The sequence below is a fragment of the Pseudomonas sp. HP_01 genome, assembly GCF_055284355.1.
On sequence record NZ_JBTOPV010000007.1, the window covers coordinates 89871 to 108584 of the forward strand.

Genomic DNA, 18714 nt, shown 5'->3' on the forward strand with positions numbered 1-18714 from the left:
GCCTGCTTACTATAGCGTCCGTGTGACGGGCGCTGACTAAATAGATCATTCTTTAATCAATGTCAGGCTTCACGAGGATGGCGTACACCACCTGATACGTGGCCGGCAGGCCTTTTTCCTGACGAAACCTTTCGTATGCCTCTATTAAGGCCTGAATCCTGGCACGCCCGGTCAGACCGCCGGGTCGACCCGGATTGATATTGTGCGCGCCGAGCGCCTTGAGTTCATGGGTCAGGCTGCGCACGTCGGGATAGTGCAGCACATGAGGCAGCACTTTGAGGCTAAGCATATTTAAACCGCTGACAGCGCAGAGGCGTTGATACGCCTCGAACTCGCGGAAGCGGTTGACGTGGACCATCCCATCCACTGCCTGCCAGCTGTCGCGCAATTCAAACAGAGTTCCGACGCAGAGGCTGGCAAACGCAAACACGCCGCCCGGCTTCAGCACGCGACCCGCTTCGCTCAGTACCGCGGAAAAGTCCGGGCACCATTGCACCGCCAGGCTGGAGAACATCAGATCAATGCTCGCGTCGCCCAGCGGCAGGTTCTCCGCGTCGCCTGTTACGTAATGAGTGGCTCCCCCTAGAGGACGTGCATAACGCAGCATGCCTTCGGCGAGGTCGAGCGCAACGCCTTCGCTTTGCGGAAACATCTGCGCCAGCGTGCGGCTGAAACAGCCAGTGCCACTGCCCAGGTCAAGCCAGCGGGATGGCGCCGTCTTCGGCATCTGAGCCGGCAGTCGCGCCATCAATTCGGTGCCAACAGCGCGCTGCAAGTCGGCCACGCTGTCGTAGCTGACCGCCGCCTTCGAGAAGGACGCCGCCACCTGACGCTTGTCCGGCAGTGCCTGTTGCCCATTAACCTGTTGCTGTTTCACGGCTTTCAGCACCGCGCAGTGGGAAAGATCAGTCATCACCAGACTCGTGTAAAAACGCATGAACTGCAGCGGCGACGCCGTGCGGGTTTTCCAGAATAAAGGCGTGACTGGCCTGCTCAATCACGCCCACTTCGATATCAGGCTGGAGCGTAAGCAGGTCCGCCGACGCCTCCGCCGGTACCAACGCATCAAGACCGCCAAACAGGTGCAGTTGCGGGCCGCGAAACGCTTGCAGCGCTTTGCGCGTGTCCATTTGCTCAAGTAGCTTCAGGCCTTCGATCAAGCCGGCGCTGGTGCCGTGGGGTGCGCACGCTTTGAGCTGTCTCGACAACGCCCGCGGCTCCTCGGCACCTTGTACGCACAACAGACTGAAGCGCTTGAGCGTGGCGTCCGGATCGGCTTTGCAACCGGCAATGAACGCGTCGAAATCCGTTTGTGGCATCGCGTTGGGCCACTCGCTGCGGGCCACGAAGCAGACGTTGCTGGCGAACGTCGCCAGTCCGCAGCAGCGCTCGCCCCTGCGCGCAGCCAGTTCGGTAGCCAGCATGCCGCCCAGCGACCAGCCGCCCAGCCAGACGTTGTCGGGCAATGTCGAATCCAGCTCATCGAGCCAGTCGTCGAGGTTGTCGGTGTCCATGTCCGGCAACGGCTCGATCACGACCCGCAAATGTTCGTCGAGCCCTCGCAGCGCTGCGGCCAGCGGTTCAAGAGGAGAAACACCAAGGCCCCAGCCCGGCAACAGGATCAACTGATCACGCATGGTCCAGCTCCGAAGATTCGTCTACGCCCAGCAGCGGATAACACTGCTCCAGTGCCTGCAACAATAGCTGCACCTGCGCCTCGCTGTGGGCGGCGGACAGTGTCACGCGTAAACGCGCGCTGCCCGCAGGCACCGTCGGCGGTCGAATGGCGGTGACCATCACGCCGCGTTCTCGCAGCAATTGCGAGAGCCGCAACGCGCGCCCGCTGTCGCCGATCAGGATCGGCTGGATGGGCGTAAAGCTGTCCATCAATTCCAGGCCGAGGGCTTGAGCGCCGGCGCGGAACTGTTTGATCAGTGCCGTCAGGTGCTCCCGTCGCCAGTGTTCGGTGCGCAGCAGTTCGAGGCTTTTCAGCGTCGCGCAGGCCAGCGCCGGCGGCTGACTGGTGGTGTAGATGTAGGGGCGGGCGAACTGGATCAGCGTTTCGATCAACTCTTCGCTGCCCGCAACAAATGCGCCCGCTGTACCGAAGGACTTACCCAGGGTGCCGATCAGCACCGGGACGTCATCGATGCCAAGGCCGAAGTGCTCGACGATGCCTGCGCCACTCGCCCCCAGCGGGCCGAAACCGTGGGCATCGTCGACCATCAGCCATGCGTTTTTGGCTTTCGCCGCCTTGGCCAGCGCGGGTAGATCAGCGACATCGCCGTCCATGCTGAACACGCCGTCGGTCACCACCAGGGTGTCCCCCACTGCCTTGTCCAAACGGCTGGCGAGGCTGTTGCAATCGTTGTGCAGGTACCGGGAAAAACGCGCGCCGCTGAGCAGGCCGGCGTCGAGCAACGAAGCATGATTGAGGCGATCTTCCAGCACCGTGTCGCCCTGCCCCACCAACGCTGTGACCGTGCCGAGGTTGGCCATGTAGCCGTTGGAAAACAACAGCGCGCGGGGCCGCCCGGTGAACTCGGCGAGGGCTTCTTCGAGGGCGTGATGGGGCGTGCTGTGGCCAATCACCAAATGCGAGGCACCACCGCCGACGCCCCAACGTTCGGCGCCGGCTTGCCACGCCGCGATGACCTCGGGATGACTCGCGAGCCCCATGTAATCGTTGTTGCAGAACGCCAGCAGCGGCTTGCCGTCGACAATCACTTCAGGGCCCTGCGGGCTTTCCAGCAGGGGCCGCTGACGATAAAGGTGCTCGGCACGACGGGCAGCGAGACGTGCGTTCAGATCAAAGGACATGCAGGCCTCGGGTCAAGCCACTATGGGGGCTCAAACAGCCGCGTCGTAAAACAGCTCGCTGCTTTTCTGCTCGATCAAGGCTTGTTCGATGGCTGCCTGATGCACCTCGTCCGAGTGCTCTTCGCGCGCTTCTGGCTGAATGCCCAGACGCGAGAACAGCTGCATGTCTTTGTCGGACTGCGGGTTGGCGGTGGTCAGCAGCTTGTCGCCGTAGAAGATGGAGTTGGCGCCGGCGAAAAACGCCAGGGCCTGCATCTGGTCGTTCATGGCTTCGCGACCGGCGGACAGGCGGACGTGGGATTGCGGCATCAGGATGCGCGCGACGGCCAGCATCCGGATGAAATCGAACGGATCGATATCCTCGGCGTTTTCCAGCGGCGTGCCGGCGACTTTCACCAGCATGTTAATTGGCACGGATTCCGGATGCTCCGGCAGGTTGGCAAGCTGGATCAGCAGATTGGCGCGGTCGTCGAGGGATTCACCCATGCCCAGGATGCCGCCGGAGCAGATCTTCATGCCTGAATCACGCACGTACGCCAACGTCTGCAGGCGATCGCTGTAGGTGCGGGTGGTGATGATGCTGGTGTAGAAGTCCGGCGACGTGTCGAGGTTGTGGTTGTAGTAATCGAGGCCAGCGTCGGCCAGCGCCTGGGTCTGGTCCTGATCCAGCTTGCCGAGGGTCATGCAGGTTTCCAGGCCCATGGCCTTGACGCCTTTGACCATCTCCAGCACGTAGGGCATGTCTTTGGCCGACGGGTGCTTCCACGCCGCGCCCATGCAGAAACGGGTCGAACCAATGGCCTTGGCGCGTGCGGCTTCTTCCAGCACTTGCTGGACCTGCATCAGCTTTTCTTTTTCCAGACCGGTGTTGTAGTGGCCCGATTGCGGGCAGTACTTGCAGTCTTCCGGGCAGGCGCCGGTTTTGATCGACAGCAGGGTCGAGACTTGCACGCGGTTGGCGTCGAAATGAGCGCGGTGCACGGTTTGCGCCTGAAACAGCAGGTCATTGAATGGCTGTGTGAACAGCGCCTTGACCTCGGCTAGATTCCAGTCGTGACGCAGGTTGGCATTGATGCTGGCGCTCATGGGCGGCTCCTTGATGTTTTCTGGACGATGACCCGGGCGGCTTCGCCCAGCGGCAAAACCGGAAAGCCCACAGGCGCAACACGGATGTTCGGCATATTTAAGGAAGCGACATGCGCTGTCAACCATATAACGGGCGTGAGGTTTACATCTGGTTAGAAAACGTACAGACGTGTTTGTTGTGCGATGAATCCACGGATTCAAGCACCCCGATCTGCATGCCCTGTGAACGCGAACTCCCCTGGCTGATTGACCAGTGCGAGCGTTGCGCACTGCCCATGCCGATGTCCGGCCTCATCTGCGGCGCCTGCAATCGCCACCCTCCCGCCTTCAATGACGTTATCGCTCCGTGGCTTTACGACTTCCCGATCGACGCGCTAGTCCCACGCTTCAAGCATCAGGGAAAATGGCCGTTCGGCCGGCTGCTGGCGGAGCTGTTGGGCGAGACGCTGCATCATCGCTTCAATGACGGCCTGCGCCGGCCCGACTTTCTCATTCCGGTGCCCCTTGCCAAAAAGCGGTTGCGCCAGCGGGGCTTCAATCAGGCAGCGATGTTGGCGAATTGGCTCGGCGCTCGACTGGGACTGCCTGTCGATGAACGCGTGATTCGCCGCGTGAAAGAAACTCCCTCTCAACAGGGCCTGGATGCGAAAGCCAGAAAGCGCAATCTGGCGTCCGCCTTTGCACTGAAGGACGCCACGCTGATTTTCGGCAAGCACCTCGCACTGATTGATGACGTACTGACCACCGGATCGACGGCCAACGCACTGGCAGAACTGTTGCTCAAGGCCGGCGCTCAATCGGTGGACGTGTACTGCCTGGCAAGAACGCCGAAGCCTGGGGACTAAGCGGCCGAGAGATTAAGAAGTCCACAGCATTTGGGTGTCAGGCGTTTTGGCTTACACTCCGGCGTCATCACTTCCAGTGCATCCGACGCCTATGTCCCTACCGCCCTCCCTCACTCAGCATATGGTTCGTCGCCCTCACCGCATCGCGCTGTTGCAGCACATAGCCGAGCAGGGTTCGATCACCCGTGCAGCGAAGAGCGCCGGGCTGAGTTACAAGGCGACATGGGACGCCATCGATGAGCTGAACAATCTGGCACAGCAACCGCTGGTCGAGCGCAGCGTCGGCGGTCGAGGGGGCGGCGGCGCCAAATTGTCAGCCGAAGGCGAGCGGGTGCTGCGGCTTTATCAGCGCTTGCAAGCGTTGCAGACCCAATTGCTGGAAACCTCGGAGGAATCCGATGACCTCGCCCTGCTCAGCCGGCTGATGCTGCGTACCAGCGCGCGCAATCAGCTGCATGGCCAAGTCAGCGGCGTTTGCTCTCAAGGCCGCAACGACAGGATCACTCTGCAGCTCGCGGGCGGTTTGTCGATCGAGGCGCAGATCACCCACGACAGCACCTTGCGACTGGGGCTCGAAATCGGCACGGATGTGTTCGCCTTGATTAAGGCCGGCTGGCTGGAGCTACTGACGACCGACCAATCTGAAACAATCGGACACAATTGCCTCACCGGCAAAGTTGAAGAAATTCTCGACGCCGAGGATGGCCCGAGCGAGGTCAGAATCGTCCTTCCCAGTCACCAGATCCTTTGTGCAGTAGTCGAAGCGGACCGGCTGCACGCCTTGCAACTCAAGGCCGGCGGCGCTGTGAAGGTTCAGTTTGCGCCCTCCAATATTCTGCTCGGCACACCGCTGTAAGCGCCACTTGCACAAAACACCGAAGCCCGACTCGTCATCTGACCGACACAATAACGTCATCCGAACTGCATAGGGTTTTGCCCTAAACCGCAGGGAGCCCGTGATGACACTATTAAAAGATAACCAATCCACCGACCTCGAAAACATGGTTGGCCTGACCCGACGCGGATTCATCAGCGCGGGCGCCCTGTGCGGCGCGGCGATGTTCCTGGGCGGCAACCTGCTCAGCCGCAGCGTTATGGCCGCCAGTGTCAGCGCTGCCAACGGCACGCTGCTCGGCTTCGACAGCATCCCCTCCTCCACCGCCGACAGCATCAGTCTGCCGCCCGGTTATCGCTCCTCGGTCCTGATCAGTTGGGGCCAGCCACTGCACACCAACGGCCCGGCTTTTGACCCCAGCGGCAAAGGCACGGCGAAGATGCAGGAGCTGCAATTCGGCGACAACAATGACGGCATGAGCCTGTTTACCTTCCCCGGCGACAAGCCGGAGACCGCCAGCCGCGCACTGATGGCGATTAACAACGAATACACCAATTACCGTTACCTGTTCGATCACGGCAAAGATCCGCAGTCCGCCGAAGACGTGCACAAGGCCCAGGCCAGCGAAGGTGTATCGGTGATTGAGGTCAAGCGCGAAGGTCAGCAATGGGCGTTCGTGCAAGGCTCCAAATACAACCGACGCGTTCACGGCAATACGCCGATTCATCTGAGCGGCCCGGCCGCCGGGCATGAATGGTTGAAGACCGCCGACGACAAGACCGGCCAGAAGGTGCTCGGGACGTTCCAGAACTGCGCCAACGGCAAGACGCCGTGGGGCACCTATCTGACCTGCGAAGAAAATTTTACCGACTGCTTTGGCAGCAGCGATCCGGCACAGACCTTCGACGCCGCGACCAAACGCTATGGCGTGACAGCCGCCAGCAAGGAAGTGAACTGGCACCTGCACGATCCGCGCTTCGACGTCGCCAAAAACCCCAACGAACCCAATCGCCATGGCTGGGTGGTGGAGATCGATCCGTTCGATCCGAAATCCACACCGGTCAAACGCACCGCGCTGGGCCGCTTCAAGCATGAAAACGCTGCGCTGACCGAAACCAAAGACGGCCGCGTCGTGGTGTACATGGGCGACGATGAGCGCGGCGAGTTCATCTACAAATTCATCAGCCGGGACAAGGTCGATCACAAAAACCCCAAGGCCAACCGCGACATTCTCGACCAGGGCACGCTGTACGTGGCGCAGTTCGACACTGGCGACAGCAACCCCGATCACCCGAAAGGCCAGGGCAAATGGATTGAGCTGAGCCACGGCAAGAACGGCGTTGACGCGGCCAGCGGGTTCGCCAATCAGGCCGAAGTGCTGATTCATGCGCGCCTGGCGGCCAGTCAGGTCAAGGCGACGCGCATGGATCGGCCCGAGTGGATCGTCGTCAGCCCCAAGGACGGCCAGGTCTATTGCACATTGACCAACAACATCAAGCGCGGTGATGAAGGACAGCCGGTGGGCGGGCCGAATCCCCGCGCGAAAAACCAGTACGGGCAGATTCTGCGCTGGCAGGAAACCGGGTCAGATGCAGCCGCCATGGATTTTGCGTGGGACTTGTTTGTTGTCGCCGGCAACCCGGGTGTGCATGCAGGAACGCCTCAGGGGGGATCAAGCAACATCAATCCGCAGAACATGTTCAACAGCCCGGATGGCCTGGGTTTCGATATGGCCGGCCGATTGTGGATTCTGACGGATGGCGACGCCACCAATGCCGGTGACTTCGCCGGCATGGGCAATAACCAGATGCTGTGCGCTGACCCGGCCAGCGGCGAGATCCGCCGGTTTATGGTCGGGCCGGTGGGCTGTGAAGTCACCGGCATCAGCTTCGCGCCCGACCAGAAAGCCCTGTTCGTCGGCATTCAGCACCCCGGCGAAAACGGCGGCTCGACTTTCCCCGAGCACTTGCCGAACGGCAAGCCGAGGTCATCGGTGATGGTGATCACGCGAGAGGATGGCGGGGTGATCGGCGCGTAACCTGCGTTGTAATGCGCTCGACCTCATGTGCCGGCTGACAGACGCTGCTTAACGTGTAGGAGTGAGCTTGCTCGCGAAGGGGCCAGTATGTCCGCCGAGTTTTCTACGGATTGAACACCGCTTTCGCGAGCAAGGTGGGGCGCTACACCGGTCACACCCACAAAGAGAGCGGTCGTCTGTTGATGCAGCTTTCCAATCCGCATCGCACGCGCGGAAGTGAGCATCCCGCTGTGTCAGGTGCAACACGCCTGAGTTACCATGACTGGCCCGACGCGGCAGCCTGCTGCGCGCAGGAGTTAGCATGGCCCACCCGTTCGAAACACTTACACCTGACCTGGTGCTGGACGCCGTCGAGAGCATCGGCTTTGTCACCGACGCCCGTATTCTCGCGCTCAACAGCTATGAGAACCGTGTCTATCAGGTCGGCATCGATGAACAGCAGCCGCTGATTGCCAAGTTCTACCGGCCCGGTCGCTGGACCAACGAAGCCATTCTCGAAGAACACAGTTTCACGGCAGAACTGGCCGACGTCGAAATCCCGGTCGTCGCGCCCCTTGTGCACAACGGCCAGACCCTGTTCGAGCACGCCGGCTTTCGCTTTACCCTGTTCCCCCGTCGTGGCGGCCGCGCGCCAGAGCCTGGCAATCTCGAACAGCTCTACCGTCTCGGCCAGTTGCTGGGGCGCATCCATGCGGTCGGAGCCACGCGCCCCTTCCAGCACCGCGAAGCCCTTGGCGTGCAGAACTTCGGCCACAACTCGCTGAACTACCTGCTGGATAACAACGTGATTCCGCGCAGCTTGCTGCCGGCCTATGAGTCGGTTGCCAAGGACCTGCTCAAGCGCGTGGAAGACGTTTACGCCGCCACGCCCCATCAGAACATCCGCATGCACGGCGACTGCCACCCCGGCAACATGATGACCCGCGACGACATTTTTCATATCGTCGATCTCGACGACTGCCGCATGGGCCCTGCGGTGCAGGACGTCTGGATGATGCTCGCGGGTGATCGTCAGGACTGCCTGAGTCAGCTGTCGGAATTGATGGACGGCTACAACGAGTTTCACGACTTCGATCCCCGTGAGCTGGCGCTCATCGAGCCCCTGCGCGCGTTGCGCCTGTTGCATTACAGCGCCTGGCTGGCACGTCGCTGGGACGATCCGGCGTTTCCCCACAGCTTTTCCTGGTTCGGCACCGAGCGCTATTGGGGTGACCAGGTGCTGGCGCTGCGCGAGCAGTTGTCCGCGCTGAACGAGGAACCGCTGAAGCTGTTCTGAAAACGCGCAAACACTCTGTTGGAGCGTGGCTTGTCCCGCGAACTGGCGCGAAGCGGCAGCAATCCGAACACTCGATGTACCAGACGAGGCTAAATCGTCCGGTTTACGACTGCTGCGCAGCCGATCGCGGGACAAGCCACGCTCCTATACGTCAACCACACGTCCCACGCCTGCGCGACGTTCGGTTACCGAAACAGATAGAACCATCACCACAACAAAAAATTTGCCGAAGGACCACCCATGCAAGCTGCCAACCCGCGTCGCGGGTACATTCTGGGCCTGAGCGCCTACATCATCTGGGGGCTGTTTCCGATCTACTTCAAGGTGCTGGCCAGCGTCCCTTCACTGGAAATCATCGTCAATCGGGCGATCTGGTCAGCCATTTCCGGCTCGCTTCTGCTGCTGGTCTGGAAGCATCCGGGCTGGTGGCAAGAGCTGCGGGATAACCCCAAACGCCTCGCTATTCTCGCCTGCAGCGGCACGTTGATCGCCGCCAACTGGCTGATCTACGTGTGGGCCGTGAACAACAACCACATGGTCGAAGCCAGCCTGGGTTACTTCATCAACCCGCTGATCAACGTGATGCTCGGCATGGTGCTGCTGCGTGAAAGACTGCGGCCGTTGCAATGGGTCGCGGTGATGCTGGCGTTGATCGGTGTGCTTCAGCAGGTCTGGCAAGTGGGGAGCCTGCCGTGGGTGTCGCTCGCGCTGGCCTTCACGTTCGGCTTCTACGGCCTGATTCGCAAACAAGCACCGGTGGCTGCATTGCCCGGGCTGGTAGTGGAAACCTGGATTCTGGTGCCGCTGGCCGTGGGCTGGTTGATTTTCAACCCGCTGGCCCACAGCGCACAGCCGGAATTCTGGACAAAATCCGAGGCGCTCTGGCTGGCGGCGGCCGGTCCGGTAACTCTCGTGCCGCTGGTGTGTTTCAACGCCGCAGCAAGGCATTTGCCCTACGCGACCCTGGGCTTCCTGCAGTACATCGCGCCGACGCTCGTGCTGGCCCTGGCGGTTGTGTTGTACGACGAACACATGCCCTCGGCCACCTTGGTGACCTTCGCCTTCATCTGGTCCGGATTGGTCATCTACAGCTTCGACGCCTGGCGCTCACTGCGCAAACGCGCCCAGGCCTGATCAGGAAAAAGGAATCGCTGCAGGCCCGTCGAAAAAGCAGGGCCTGCAGCGCTTACATCGATTAATCGCCCGTCGGCAGGTGGAGTTCCACCATCAGGTCATCCGCCAGGGTTTCCAGCCGCTGCTGCAGCACCTCCAGCGAAAGGTCCATCGGCAACCCCAACTCGGCATGGGCGCGAAACAGCGTTTCGCTGCTCATGGGCGCGGGCTCGACACTGGTCACCAGATGCTCCAGGTTGACGCCTTGCTCGGCCAGCACGCGAGTGAGGTCGCGCACGATCCCGGCTCGATCATTGCCCACCAGTTCCATGGTGATGGGCCTCCACTCAGGCAAGGCTTCGGGGACGACTTCGGCGAACAATACGCGGATGCCTTTTGCCGAGAGCCCTTCCAGCGCGCTGCGAAGGGGCTGATGCGCGTCGACCGGCGCGCTGACCCGCAGAATCCCGGCGAACTGCCCGGCCATGTGTGACATACGGCTTTCCAGCCAATTGCCACCGTGATCGGCAATGCATGCGGCGAGCTGCTCGACCACGCCTGGCTTGTCCGGCGCGGACACCGTGACGATAAGATGATCCACAAACGACTCCTTTTTTATGTGCAGCGACTGAGGCCTGTTTAATACCACGCCTCATGGGTTGCGGGGTGGTTTTGGGGAGTATAGGCAGGTCTGCACTGCCCGCAGCGGCGTGAACCCATGAGGAATTTCTGTGTACGATTCGAATACTTTTCTGGAACAATCTGATCGCTCTTTGAGAACATCCCATACCGACGCGTGGCCGAATGCCTGAATTCGGTCGATCGCTGCAAATCAAGTCTGATTTTCACGCCGCAAACCGTCATGTAGTATCGCCTCGCGTGCACTACATAGATGTCAAATAGCTGAGCAGAGTGAGGCAAGCAATGACTGAACACGTTCAAGTCGGTGGCCTGCGGGTCGCCAACGTCCTGCTGGATTTTGTGAACAACGAAGCCATTCCCGGAACCGGCCTCGACGCCGCTGCATTCTGGGCCGGTGCCGATGCGCTCATCCACGAGCTCGCGCCGAAGAACAAAGCTCTGCTCGCCAAACGAGACGAATTCCAGGCGCGTATCGACGCCTGGCATCAGTCCAATGCCGGCAACGCCCACGACGCGGCCGCCTACAAGGCATTCCTGCTGGAAATCGGCTATTTGCTGCCAGAAGCGGCGGACTTCCAGATCACCACACAAAACGTCGACGAAGAAATCGCGCGCATGGCCGGCCCGCAATTGGTGGTGCCAGTGATGAACGCACGTTTCGCGCTCAATGCATCGAATGCCCGCTGGGGCTCGCTGTATGACGCGCTGTACGGCACCGACGCCATCAGCGAAGCGGGCGGCGCGGAAAAGGGCACAGGCTATAACCGGGTCCGCGGCGACAAAGTCATCGCCTTCGCTCGCGCCTTTCTGGACGAAGCCGCTCCTCTGGCGGCGGGCTCTCACGTTGACTCCACCGGCTACAAGCTGGTCGATGGCATGTTGATCGTCGGTCTCAAGGGCGGCAGCAACACCGGCCTGCGCGATGATGCCCAACTGATCGGTTTCCAGGGCGACGCCTTGGCGCCGACCGCGCTGCTGTTCAAGCACAACGGTCTGCACTTCGAACTCCAGATCGACGCCACGAGCCCGGTCGGCCAGACCGATCCGGCGGGCCTCAAAGACGTGCTGATGGAAGCGGCGCTGACCACCATCATGGATTGCGAAGACTCCATCGCTGCTGTCGACGCCGACGACAAGGTCGTGGTGTACCGCAACTGGCTGGGGCTGATGAAGGGCGATCTGTCCGAAGAAGTCTCCAAGGGCGGCAACAGCTTTACCCGTACGATGAATCCCGACCGCGTCTACACCTCGCCCACCGGCGAACCCGTCACGCTGCATGGCCGCTCGCTGTTGTTCGTGCGCAACGTCGGTCACCTGATGACCATCGATGCGATCCTCGACAATCAGGGTAACGAAGTGCCGGAAGGCATTCTTGATGGTCTGCTGACCAGCCTCGCGGCGATCCACAATCTCAAGGGCACTACCTCCCGCGCCAACAGCCGCACGGGCTCGATGTACATCGTCAAACCGAAGATGCACGGCCCGGAGGAAGTGGCGTTTACCAACGAGTTGTTCGGGCGTATCGAGGCGGTGCTGAACCTGCCGCGCAACACGCTGAAAGTCGGGATCATGGACGAAGAGCGCCGCACCACGATCAACCTCAAGGCCTGCATTCAGGCGGCGAGCGAGCGTGTGGTGTTCATCAACACGGGCTTCCTGGACCGCACCGGCGACGAGATTCACACGTCGATGGAAGCGGGACCTGTCGTACGCAAGGCGCAGATGAAGGCGGAAAAGTGGATCGGCGCGTATGAAAACTCAAACGTCGATATCGGCTTGAAATGCGGCCTGCAAGGGCGCGCGCAGATCGGCAAAGGGATGTGGGCGATGCCTGACTTGATGGCCGCGATGCTCGAACAGAAAATCGCCCATCCACTGGCCGGCGCCAACACCGCCTGGGTGCCTTCACCTACCGCCGCTGCGCTGCACGCACTGCATTACCACAAGGTGGACGTGTTCGCGCGTCAGGCCGAGCTTGCCCAGCGCACGCCGGCCTCGGTCGATGACATTCTGACCATCCCATTGGCGCCGAACACAGACTGGACGGCCGAGGAGATCCAGAACGAGCTGGACAACAACGCCCAGGGCATCCTCGGTTATGTGGTGCGCTGGATCGATCAGGGCGTGGGCTGCTCGAAGGTGCCGGACATCAACGACATCGGCCTGATGGAGGACCGCGCAACGCTGCGAATTTCCAGCCAGCACATCGCCAACTGGCTGCGCCACGGCGTGGTGAGCGAGCAGCAGGTGATGGAAAGCCTCAAACGCATGGCGCCGGTGGTGGACCGTCAGAACGCAGGTGATGCGCTGTATCGCCCGCTGGCACCGGATTTCGCCAGCAACATCGCGTTTCAGGCAGCGGTTGAGCTGGTGATCGAGGGGACACGGCAGCCCAATGGTTACACCGAGCCGGTACTCCATCGTCGCCGTCGGGAGTTCAAGGCGAAACACGGGGCTTAATCAGCGCCCAAACAAAAAGGCGGTGTCCAGGTAAATGGACACCGCCTTTTCTGTTTCACCACTCGGTCCATTGCAGGAGCGCGCTTGCCCGCGATTGCGGTATGACTTTGATGGAGATATCGCCTGCCAGATTGCATTCGCGGGCAAGCGCGCTCCTACAGTGGATACGGTCATACAGGCAGAACGTACTCACCCCGTCGGCGCCCCTATCAAAAGGGCGGCGCTCTTACGCCATTTCCAGTTCCCGCTTCACCAGTCGCAACAGCTGCTTGGTGTTGATCGGCTTGAGCAGAAAATCCACCACGCTCAAATGCATCGCATCAATGGCGTCGCGGACGTTGGCGTCGCCGGACACGATAATGATCGGCAGCTCCGCGCGGTCCGATTCGCGCACCCGACGGATCAGGTCCAGCCCGTCGCACGGCGCCATGCGCAGATCGGTGATCAGCAGCGCAATGGACGGCCGGGTCTGCAGCAAATGCATGGCACTGGTGCCGCCGGCGGCGGTGATGCAGCTGATGTCATTGAGACTGAGAATTTCGGCCAGAACTTCCCGAGCATCCTTGTCGTCGTCGACGATCAACACCCGATGTGGCGATTGGGACGCAGGCGCGAGCATCACCTCATTGAGGGCTTCGCGCTCTTCATCACTCAAAATACTGTGATCGAACATACCCGTCTCATCTTCCTGTCGACTTCAATTCTGACAGCGCAAACGATTGATACGCTGCACATCCTGTCGGCTTCATGCCGGGGCCTGAGGCCTGACGCTAACTGCATCGCTGCGGTTTTACACCTTGGTTCGATGCGATCCAACGCCTTTGCAGTCACGTAAGACTTACGTCCAATGGGCACTGCCCGATAAGCGGTCGACCATGGGGTCAATAAAAACAAGCGGTATCGGTCATGAGCAAAGCGGACGCTTTTACCCAGGCAGGCAAAACAGCCGTTCTGCAGAACATCCACGGCACGATGCAGTTCCTGCAAAAATTCCCGCCGTTCAACCAGATGGAAAACGCCCATCTGGCCTACCTTGTCGAACAGTGTCACCTGCGTTTCTACGCTATAGACGAAAGCATCATCAAGCCTAGCGATGGGCCAGTAGAACATTTTTACATCGTCAAACAAGGCCGGGTCGTGGGTGAGCGCCCCCATTCGGCAAAAGGCGGCACCGAAACCACGTTTGAAATCACCACGGGCGAGTGTTTTCCCCTAGCGGCGCTGCTCGGCGAACGCGCCACGCGAACCGAGCATTTGGCGGCCGAAGACACCTTCTGCCTGCAACTGAATAAACAAGCCTTTATCAAGCTGTTCGCGCTCTCCAATGAGTTCCGCGACTTCGCCCTGCGCGGCGTCAGCAGCCTGCTCGATCAGGTGAATCAGCAAGTAAAGCAGAAGGCGGTGGAAACACTCGGCACGCAATACTCACTGAATACGCGACTGGGTGAGCTGGCGATGCGTCATCCGGTGACCTGCTCCCCCGACACGCCGCTGCGTGAAGCCGTGCGGCAGATGGATGAGCAGCAAGTCGGCAGTATCGTGATCGTGGACGAGGCCAAGGCGCCGCTGGGTATTTTTACGCTGCGCGATCTGCGTCAGGTCGTCGCCAACATCGACGCTGATTTCGGCGAGCCCATCGAACGCAGCATGATTCAGGCGCCGTTCTACCTGAGCCCGGACGCCAGCGCCTTCGATGCGGCCATTGCCATGACCCAGCGGCATATCGCCCATGTCTGCCTGGTCAAGGATCAGCGTTTGTGTGGCGTGGTCTCCGAACGCGACCTGTTCTCCCTGCAGCGCGTGGATCTGGTGCATCTGGCACGCACCATCCGCAGCGCGCCGCGCATCGATTCGCTGGCCAACCTGCGCGGCGACATCGTTCAACTGGTGGACCGGATGCTCGCCCACGGCGCCTCGTCCACCCAGATCACCCAGATCATCACGCTGCTCAACGATCACATGGTCTGTCGCGTCATCGAACTCACGCTGGAAGAGAAAGGCGATCCCGGCATCGCTTTCAGTTGGCTGTGCTTTGGCAGCGAAGGCCGGCGCGAGCAAACGCTGTACACCGATCAGGACAACGGCATTCTGTTCGAAGCCGGGGACGCCGCCGAGGCCGCCGCAATACGCGGCCGGTTGTTGCCCATTGCCGAGCGGATCAATCAAAGCCTGGCGGTGTGCGGATTCGCGCTGTGCAAGGGCGGGATCATGGCGAGCAATCCACAGCTGTGCCTGTCGCGCATCGAGTGGGCACGGCGATTCGGCTCGTTCATTCGCGAAGCCACGCCGGAGAACCTGCTGTCGTCTTCTATCTATTTCGATCTGCGCGTGGTCTGGGGCGATGAAAGCGGCGGTGATCAGTTGCGTCAGAGCATTCTTGCGCAGGTCGCAGACAACGCCTTGTTCCAGCGCATGATGGCCGACAACGCCCTGCGTCAGCGCCCACCGGTGGGCCGCTTCAAGGACTTCGTGGTCGCCCGCAAAGGCAGTGAAAAAGACACGCTGGATCTGAAGACCCAGGGCCTGACGCCATTCGTCGACGGGGCGAGATTGCTGGCCTTGGCCAACGGCGTCGAGGCGAGCAACACGCTGGACAGGCTGCGTCAGCTGGTGGCAAAAGAGGTGATCGATCCGCTGGACGGTGCGGCATATGAAGAGGCTTATCACTTCATCCAGCAAACCCGTATGCAACAACATCAGCAGCAGAACCGGCAAAACCTGCCGTACTCCAATCGCATCGACCCGGATGTGCTCAATCATCTGGACCGGCGCATTCTGCGTGAGTCGTTCCGTCAGGCGCAGCGGCTGCAGACCAGCCTCACTGTGCGCTACCAACTGTAAGCGACTGATCATGAATTTGTTCCGCTGGTTCAAACCATCCAAACGCGCCCTCGTTCCTGAACTCACGCCGGAACAGCAACAGCGCCTGCACGCCCTGCCCGGGCCCTGCGCGCGGGATCAGAAGACACTGCGCCAACAACGGTGGGTGGTGGTCGATCTTGAAACCAGCGGACTGAATCTGCAGCGGGACGAGGTGCTGTCGATCGGCGCCGTGGTCATCGAAGATGGCGCGATCGATCTGGGGCAACAGTTCGAGCGTACGCTGATGCGCACCGATCACAAACTCGGCCCGAGCGTATTGATTCACGGGCTGGGGCCCACCGCAATTGCGGCAGGCAGCGAGCCGGTGGAAGCGCTGCTGGATTTCATGACATTCGTGGGTGACAGCCCGCTGCTGGCATTTCACGCGGCGTTCGACGAGCACATGCTGGGGCGTGCATTAAAGGAAAGCCTGGGCTATCGCCTGCTGCACCCCTTCATCGATGTCGCTCACATCGCGCCCTTCATTTGCCCGAACGCGAATTTGCGTCAGGCAGGCCTGGACGACTGGACGCGATTCTTCGGGCTCCACGCCGAAGAGCGTCATCATGCCAGCGCCGATGCGCTGGTGACCGCCGAACTCGCGATGATCCTGTTCAGCCACGCTAGGCGACAGGGGATCGATACCCCCGCACAGCTTGAGCAAGGTGTGGCGAAATGGCGACGGCAGCAGCAATCCCATTCGTTTTAGCTTCTGCCCTGCCCCGTCTTGGTCTGGATCACGACTGACCTTACAAACCCAATGGTCGATTCTTACGTCAACCGTTCGGCTTCTTCCTACAAGGACCAATTGCCAGCATTGGGCGGCTCTGACACAATCGCGAACAATTCTCGTTAGCCCCTTTGTTCTCCTCGGTGCGCTCGTGTCGTCACTTCAAAGTCCCCAGCAGCAGCTTGTCGGAACGCTCTATCGGGACCATCGCGGCTGGCTGCTGGGCTGGCTCAGACGTAACGTCGCCTGCCCCCACCGCGCCGAAGACCTGAGTCAGGACACATTCATTCGCCTGCTGGGCCGCGAGCAATTGCTTGAACCCCGCGAGCCCCGGGCCTTTCTGGTTTCAATCGCGAAAGGCTTGTTGTTCGACCATTTCCGGCGAGCCGCGCTGGAGCAGGCGTATCTGGACGAGCTGATGCTGATTCCCGAGGGCGAACAACCTTCGCTGGAAGAGCAGCAATTGATTCTCGAAGACCTCAAAGCCATCGACCGTCTGCTGGGCAAGCTGTCCAGCAAGGCGCGCGCCGCCTTTTTGTATAACCGCCTGGACGGCATGCCCCACGCGGAGATCGCCTCAAAGCTCGGCGTCTCGGTACCCCGTGTGCGTCAGTACCTGGCGCAGGGCTTACGCCAGTGCTACATCGCGCTGTATGGCGAGCCAACATGAGCCGTATTTCCACCCGACCTGTTTCATCCCACGTGCTGGACGCCGCCATCGCCTGGCAACTGTGCCTGGACTGCGGCCGGGGCAGCGAAGCCGAGCGTGAAGAATTCGCCAAGTGGTACGCCGCCAGCGACGAGCATGCCCGGGCCTGGATGCAGCTGGGCATGGTCGATCAGCGTTTCGCCGGGACCACGGGCCCGGCACGTTCGGCGCTTTTGCGGTCCCGTGACGGGATGGGCTTGCGTCTGCGCAAGCTGGGCCGCGGGTTTGCAGGGGTCGCGCTGGCGATGGGATTGACGCTGTTCCTGGGTGATCGCCTGCTGCCGGTGGATTACTGGCTCGCAGACCTGCGCACCGCCACCGGCGAGCAACGCACGATTCGGCTGTCGGATAACACGCTGATCCGCCTCAATACGCACAGCGCGCTGGACGTACGATTCGACGAAAAACAGCGGCGGATCGTGCTTCAGGAAGGCGAGATCTTCGTGGAAACCGGGAGCCACAACGACGCGCGTCCGTTCATCGTCGAAACCCCTGAAGGGCAGATGCGCGCGCTGGGCACGCAGTTTCTGGTCAAGCGGCAGGCCGACGGCACGCTGCTGAGCGTGCTGCAATCAGCCGTCGCCGTGCACCCGCAAGCATCGAATCATGAGAAGGTGCTGAACGAAGGGCAGCAGATGTTGATTCATCGCAACAGCCTCGGGCCCATGCTTGCCGTTGCACCCGGCACCGGCGCCTGGATGCGCGGCATGCTGGTGGTCGATAACGCCCGTCTGGCAGACGTGGTCGCGGAGCTTGCCCGTTATCGTCAGGGCCATCTCGGCGTAGCGAACGACGTCGCCGACCTGCGCATCACCGGCAGCTTTCCGCTGACCAACACCGACCTGGCGCTCAAGGCACTGACACCCACGCTACCCGTGCAGATCGAAGCGCGTACGCCGTGGTGGGTGACGGTGGTCGGCAGCGAGAAAGAGCCCGCGACTGCGCTTTAATCCGGGGTTCGCCAGCAAGCCGGCTCAGGTAATGGACTGTCGTAGCCTACGGATTCAACGCAGCTCACTTGTAGGAGCGCGCTTGCCCGCGAATGGGGATTATCAGCCACTGGATAAGTTGGCTGGCCCACCGCAATCGCGGGCAAGCGCGCTCCTACAGTGTTTTGCGCCTGGCGCCGGAGATCTCAAGCTGTAGCCGGTTTGCTGGCGAATGCGTCGGGTCGCTCAGCGTAGATATTTCTGGTCTGTGATCAGCCAAGAGGATCCTTGCGCTCGCCAATCAAAATTATTTTCGCCCGGCCCTATCACTTTTCAGATCTCGTTCGGCACATAGACATTGAGAACCAT

Annotated in this window: 16 protein-coding genes; 10 read left to right on the forward strand and 6 right to left on the reverse strand. The window is 61.0% G+C overall.

Annotated features, from left to right (window positions below; translation table 11 throughout):
- Positions 1-52 precede the first annotated feature (52 nt).
- Genes bioC through bioB form a run of 4 tightly spaced genes read right to left on the reverse strand, consistent with a single transcriptional unit; the run spans position 53 to position 3906 of the window.
- Entirely contained in the window at positions 53-913 is an 861-nt protein-coding gene (gene bioC / locus ACYAR8_RS06360) for a malonyl-ACP O-methyltransferase BioC (RefSeq protein ID WP_463579394.1), read from the reverse strand.
- The gene (locus ACYAR8_RS06365) at positions 906-1637 is read right to left on the reverse strand and encodes an alpha/beta fold hydrolase (RefSeq protein WP_463579395.1); all 732 of its coding nucleotides are present in this window, start codon (positions 1635-1637) and stop codon (positions 906-908) included. The genes bioC and ACYAR8_RS06365 overlap by 8 nt, the downstream gene beginning before the upstream one ends.
- Positions 1630-2820 carry an 8-amino-7-oxononanoate synthase gene (gene bioF / locus ACYAR8_RS06370; RefSeq protein ID WP_463579396.1) on the reverse strand — a complete coding sequence of 397 codons (1191 nt, stop codon included), beginning with the start codon at positions 2818-2820 and terminating at the stop codon, positions 1630-1632. The genes ACYAR8_RS06365 and bioF overlap by 8 nt, the downstream gene beginning before the upstream one ends.
- Before the next feature lie 30 nt (positions 2821-2850).
- Positions 2851-3906, reverse strand: coding sequence for a biotin synthase BioB (bioB, locus tag ACYAR8_RS06375; RefSeq protein ID WP_074886867.1), 1056 nt, complete (start codon positions 3904-3906; stop codon positions 2851-2853).
- Positions 3907-4016: 110 nt separating this feature from the next.
- Between bioB and ACYAR8_RS06380 the strand changes: the two genes are divergently transcribed.
- The 5 genes from ACYAR8_RS06380 to rarD all read left to right on the forward strand — a co-directional run bounded on the left by ACYAR8_RS06380 (position 4017) and on the right by rarD (position 10034).
- On the forward strand, positions 4017-4751 hold the full coding sequence (locus ACYAR8_RS06380) for a phosphoribosyltransferase family protein (protein WP_463579397.1): 735 nt from the start codon (positions 4017-4019) through the stop codon (positions 4749-4751).
- A 91-nt stretch (positions 4752-4842) separates the two neighbouring features.
- Positions 4843-5607 (forward strand): TOBE domain-containing protein, encoded by a 765-nt coding sequence (locus ACYAR8_RS06385; RefSeq protein ID WP_463579398.1) that lies wholly within the window; start codon positions 4843-4845, stop codon positions 5605-5607.
- A gap of 103 nt (positions 5608-5710) precedes the next feature.
- A complete protein-coding gene (locus ACYAR8_RS06390) occupies positions 5711-7624 on the forward strand; it encodes a PhoX family protein (protein WP_463579399.1) in 1914 nt (637 codons plus the stop codon).
- 301 nt (positions 7625-7925) lie between these two features.
- Positions 7926-8900, forward strand: coding sequence for a serine/threonine protein kinase (locus ACYAR8_RS06395; protein WP_463579400.1), 975 nt, complete (start codon positions 7926-7928; stop codon positions 8898-8900).
- A 240-nt stretch (positions 8901-9140) separates the two neighbouring features.
- Positions 9141-10034: an EamA family transporter RarD gene (gene rarD / locus ACYAR8_RS06400; RefSeq protein ID WP_463579401.1), complete on the forward strand. Its 894-nt coding sequence runs from the start codon at positions 9141-9143 to the stop codon at positions 10032-10034.
- A 61-nt stretch (positions 10035-10095) separates the two neighbouring features.
- On the opposite strand, the gene ACYAR8_RS06405 is transcribed toward rarD, so the two are convergent.
- A complete protein-coding gene (locus ACYAR8_RS06405; protein WP_463579402.1) occupies positions 10096-10614 on the reverse strand; it encodes a glycine cleavage system transcriptional repressor in 519 nt (172 codons plus the stop codon).
- A gap of 323 nt (positions 10615-10937) precedes the next feature.
- On the opposite strand from ACYAR8_RS06405, the gene ACYAR8_RS06410 reads away from it, so the two are divergent.
- Entirely contained in the window at positions 10938-13115 is a 2178-nt protein-coding gene (locus tag ACYAR8_RS06410; RefSeq protein WP_463579403.1) for a malate synthase G, read from the forward strand.
- Positions 13116-13341: 226 nt separating this feature from the next.
- Here ACYAR8_RS06410 and ACYAR8_RS06415 read toward each other — a convergent pair whose 3' ends face one another.
- Complete coding sequence (locus ACYAR8_RS06415) at positions 13342-13788, reverse strand: response regulator (protein ID WP_065991292.1); 447 nt, start codon at positions 13786-13788, stop codon at positions 13342-13344.
- Positions 13789-14021: 233 nt separating this feature from the next.
- On the opposite strand from ACYAR8_RS06415, the gene ACYAR8_RS06420 reads away from it, so the two are divergent.
- From ACYAR8_RS06420 to ACYAR8_RS06435, 4 genes are all read left to right on the forward strand, one after another.
- The gene (locus ACYAR8_RS06420) at positions 14022-15956 is read left to right on the forward strand and encodes a putative nucleotidyltransferase substrate binding domain-containing protein (protein WP_074886846.1); all 1935 of its coding nucleotides are present in this window, start codon (positions 14022-14024) and stop codon (positions 15954-15956) included.
- A gap of 10 nt (positions 15957-15966) precedes the next feature.
- Complete coding sequence (locus tag ACYAR8_RS06425) at positions 15967-16686, forward strand: 3'-5' exonuclease (RefSeq protein ID WP_463579404.1); 720 nt, start codon at positions 15967-15969, stop codon at positions 16684-16686.
- Between the two features lie 172 nt (positions 16687-16858).
- Positions 16859-17377 carry an RNA polymerase sigma factor gene (locus ACYAR8_RS06430; protein WP_074886840.1) on the forward strand — a complete coding sequence of 173 codons (519 nt, stop codon included), beginning with the start codon at positions 16859-16861 and terminating at the stop codon, positions 17375-17377.
- Complete coding sequence (locus ACYAR8_RS06435) at positions 17374-18366, forward strand: FecR family protein (RefSeq protein ID WP_463579405.1); 993 nt, start codon at positions 17374-17376, stop codon at positions 18364-18366. Before ACYAR8_RS06430 ends, ACYAR8_RS06435 begins: the two co-directional genes overlap by 4 nt.
- The last annotated feature ends 348 nt before the right edge of the window (positions 18367-18714 follow it).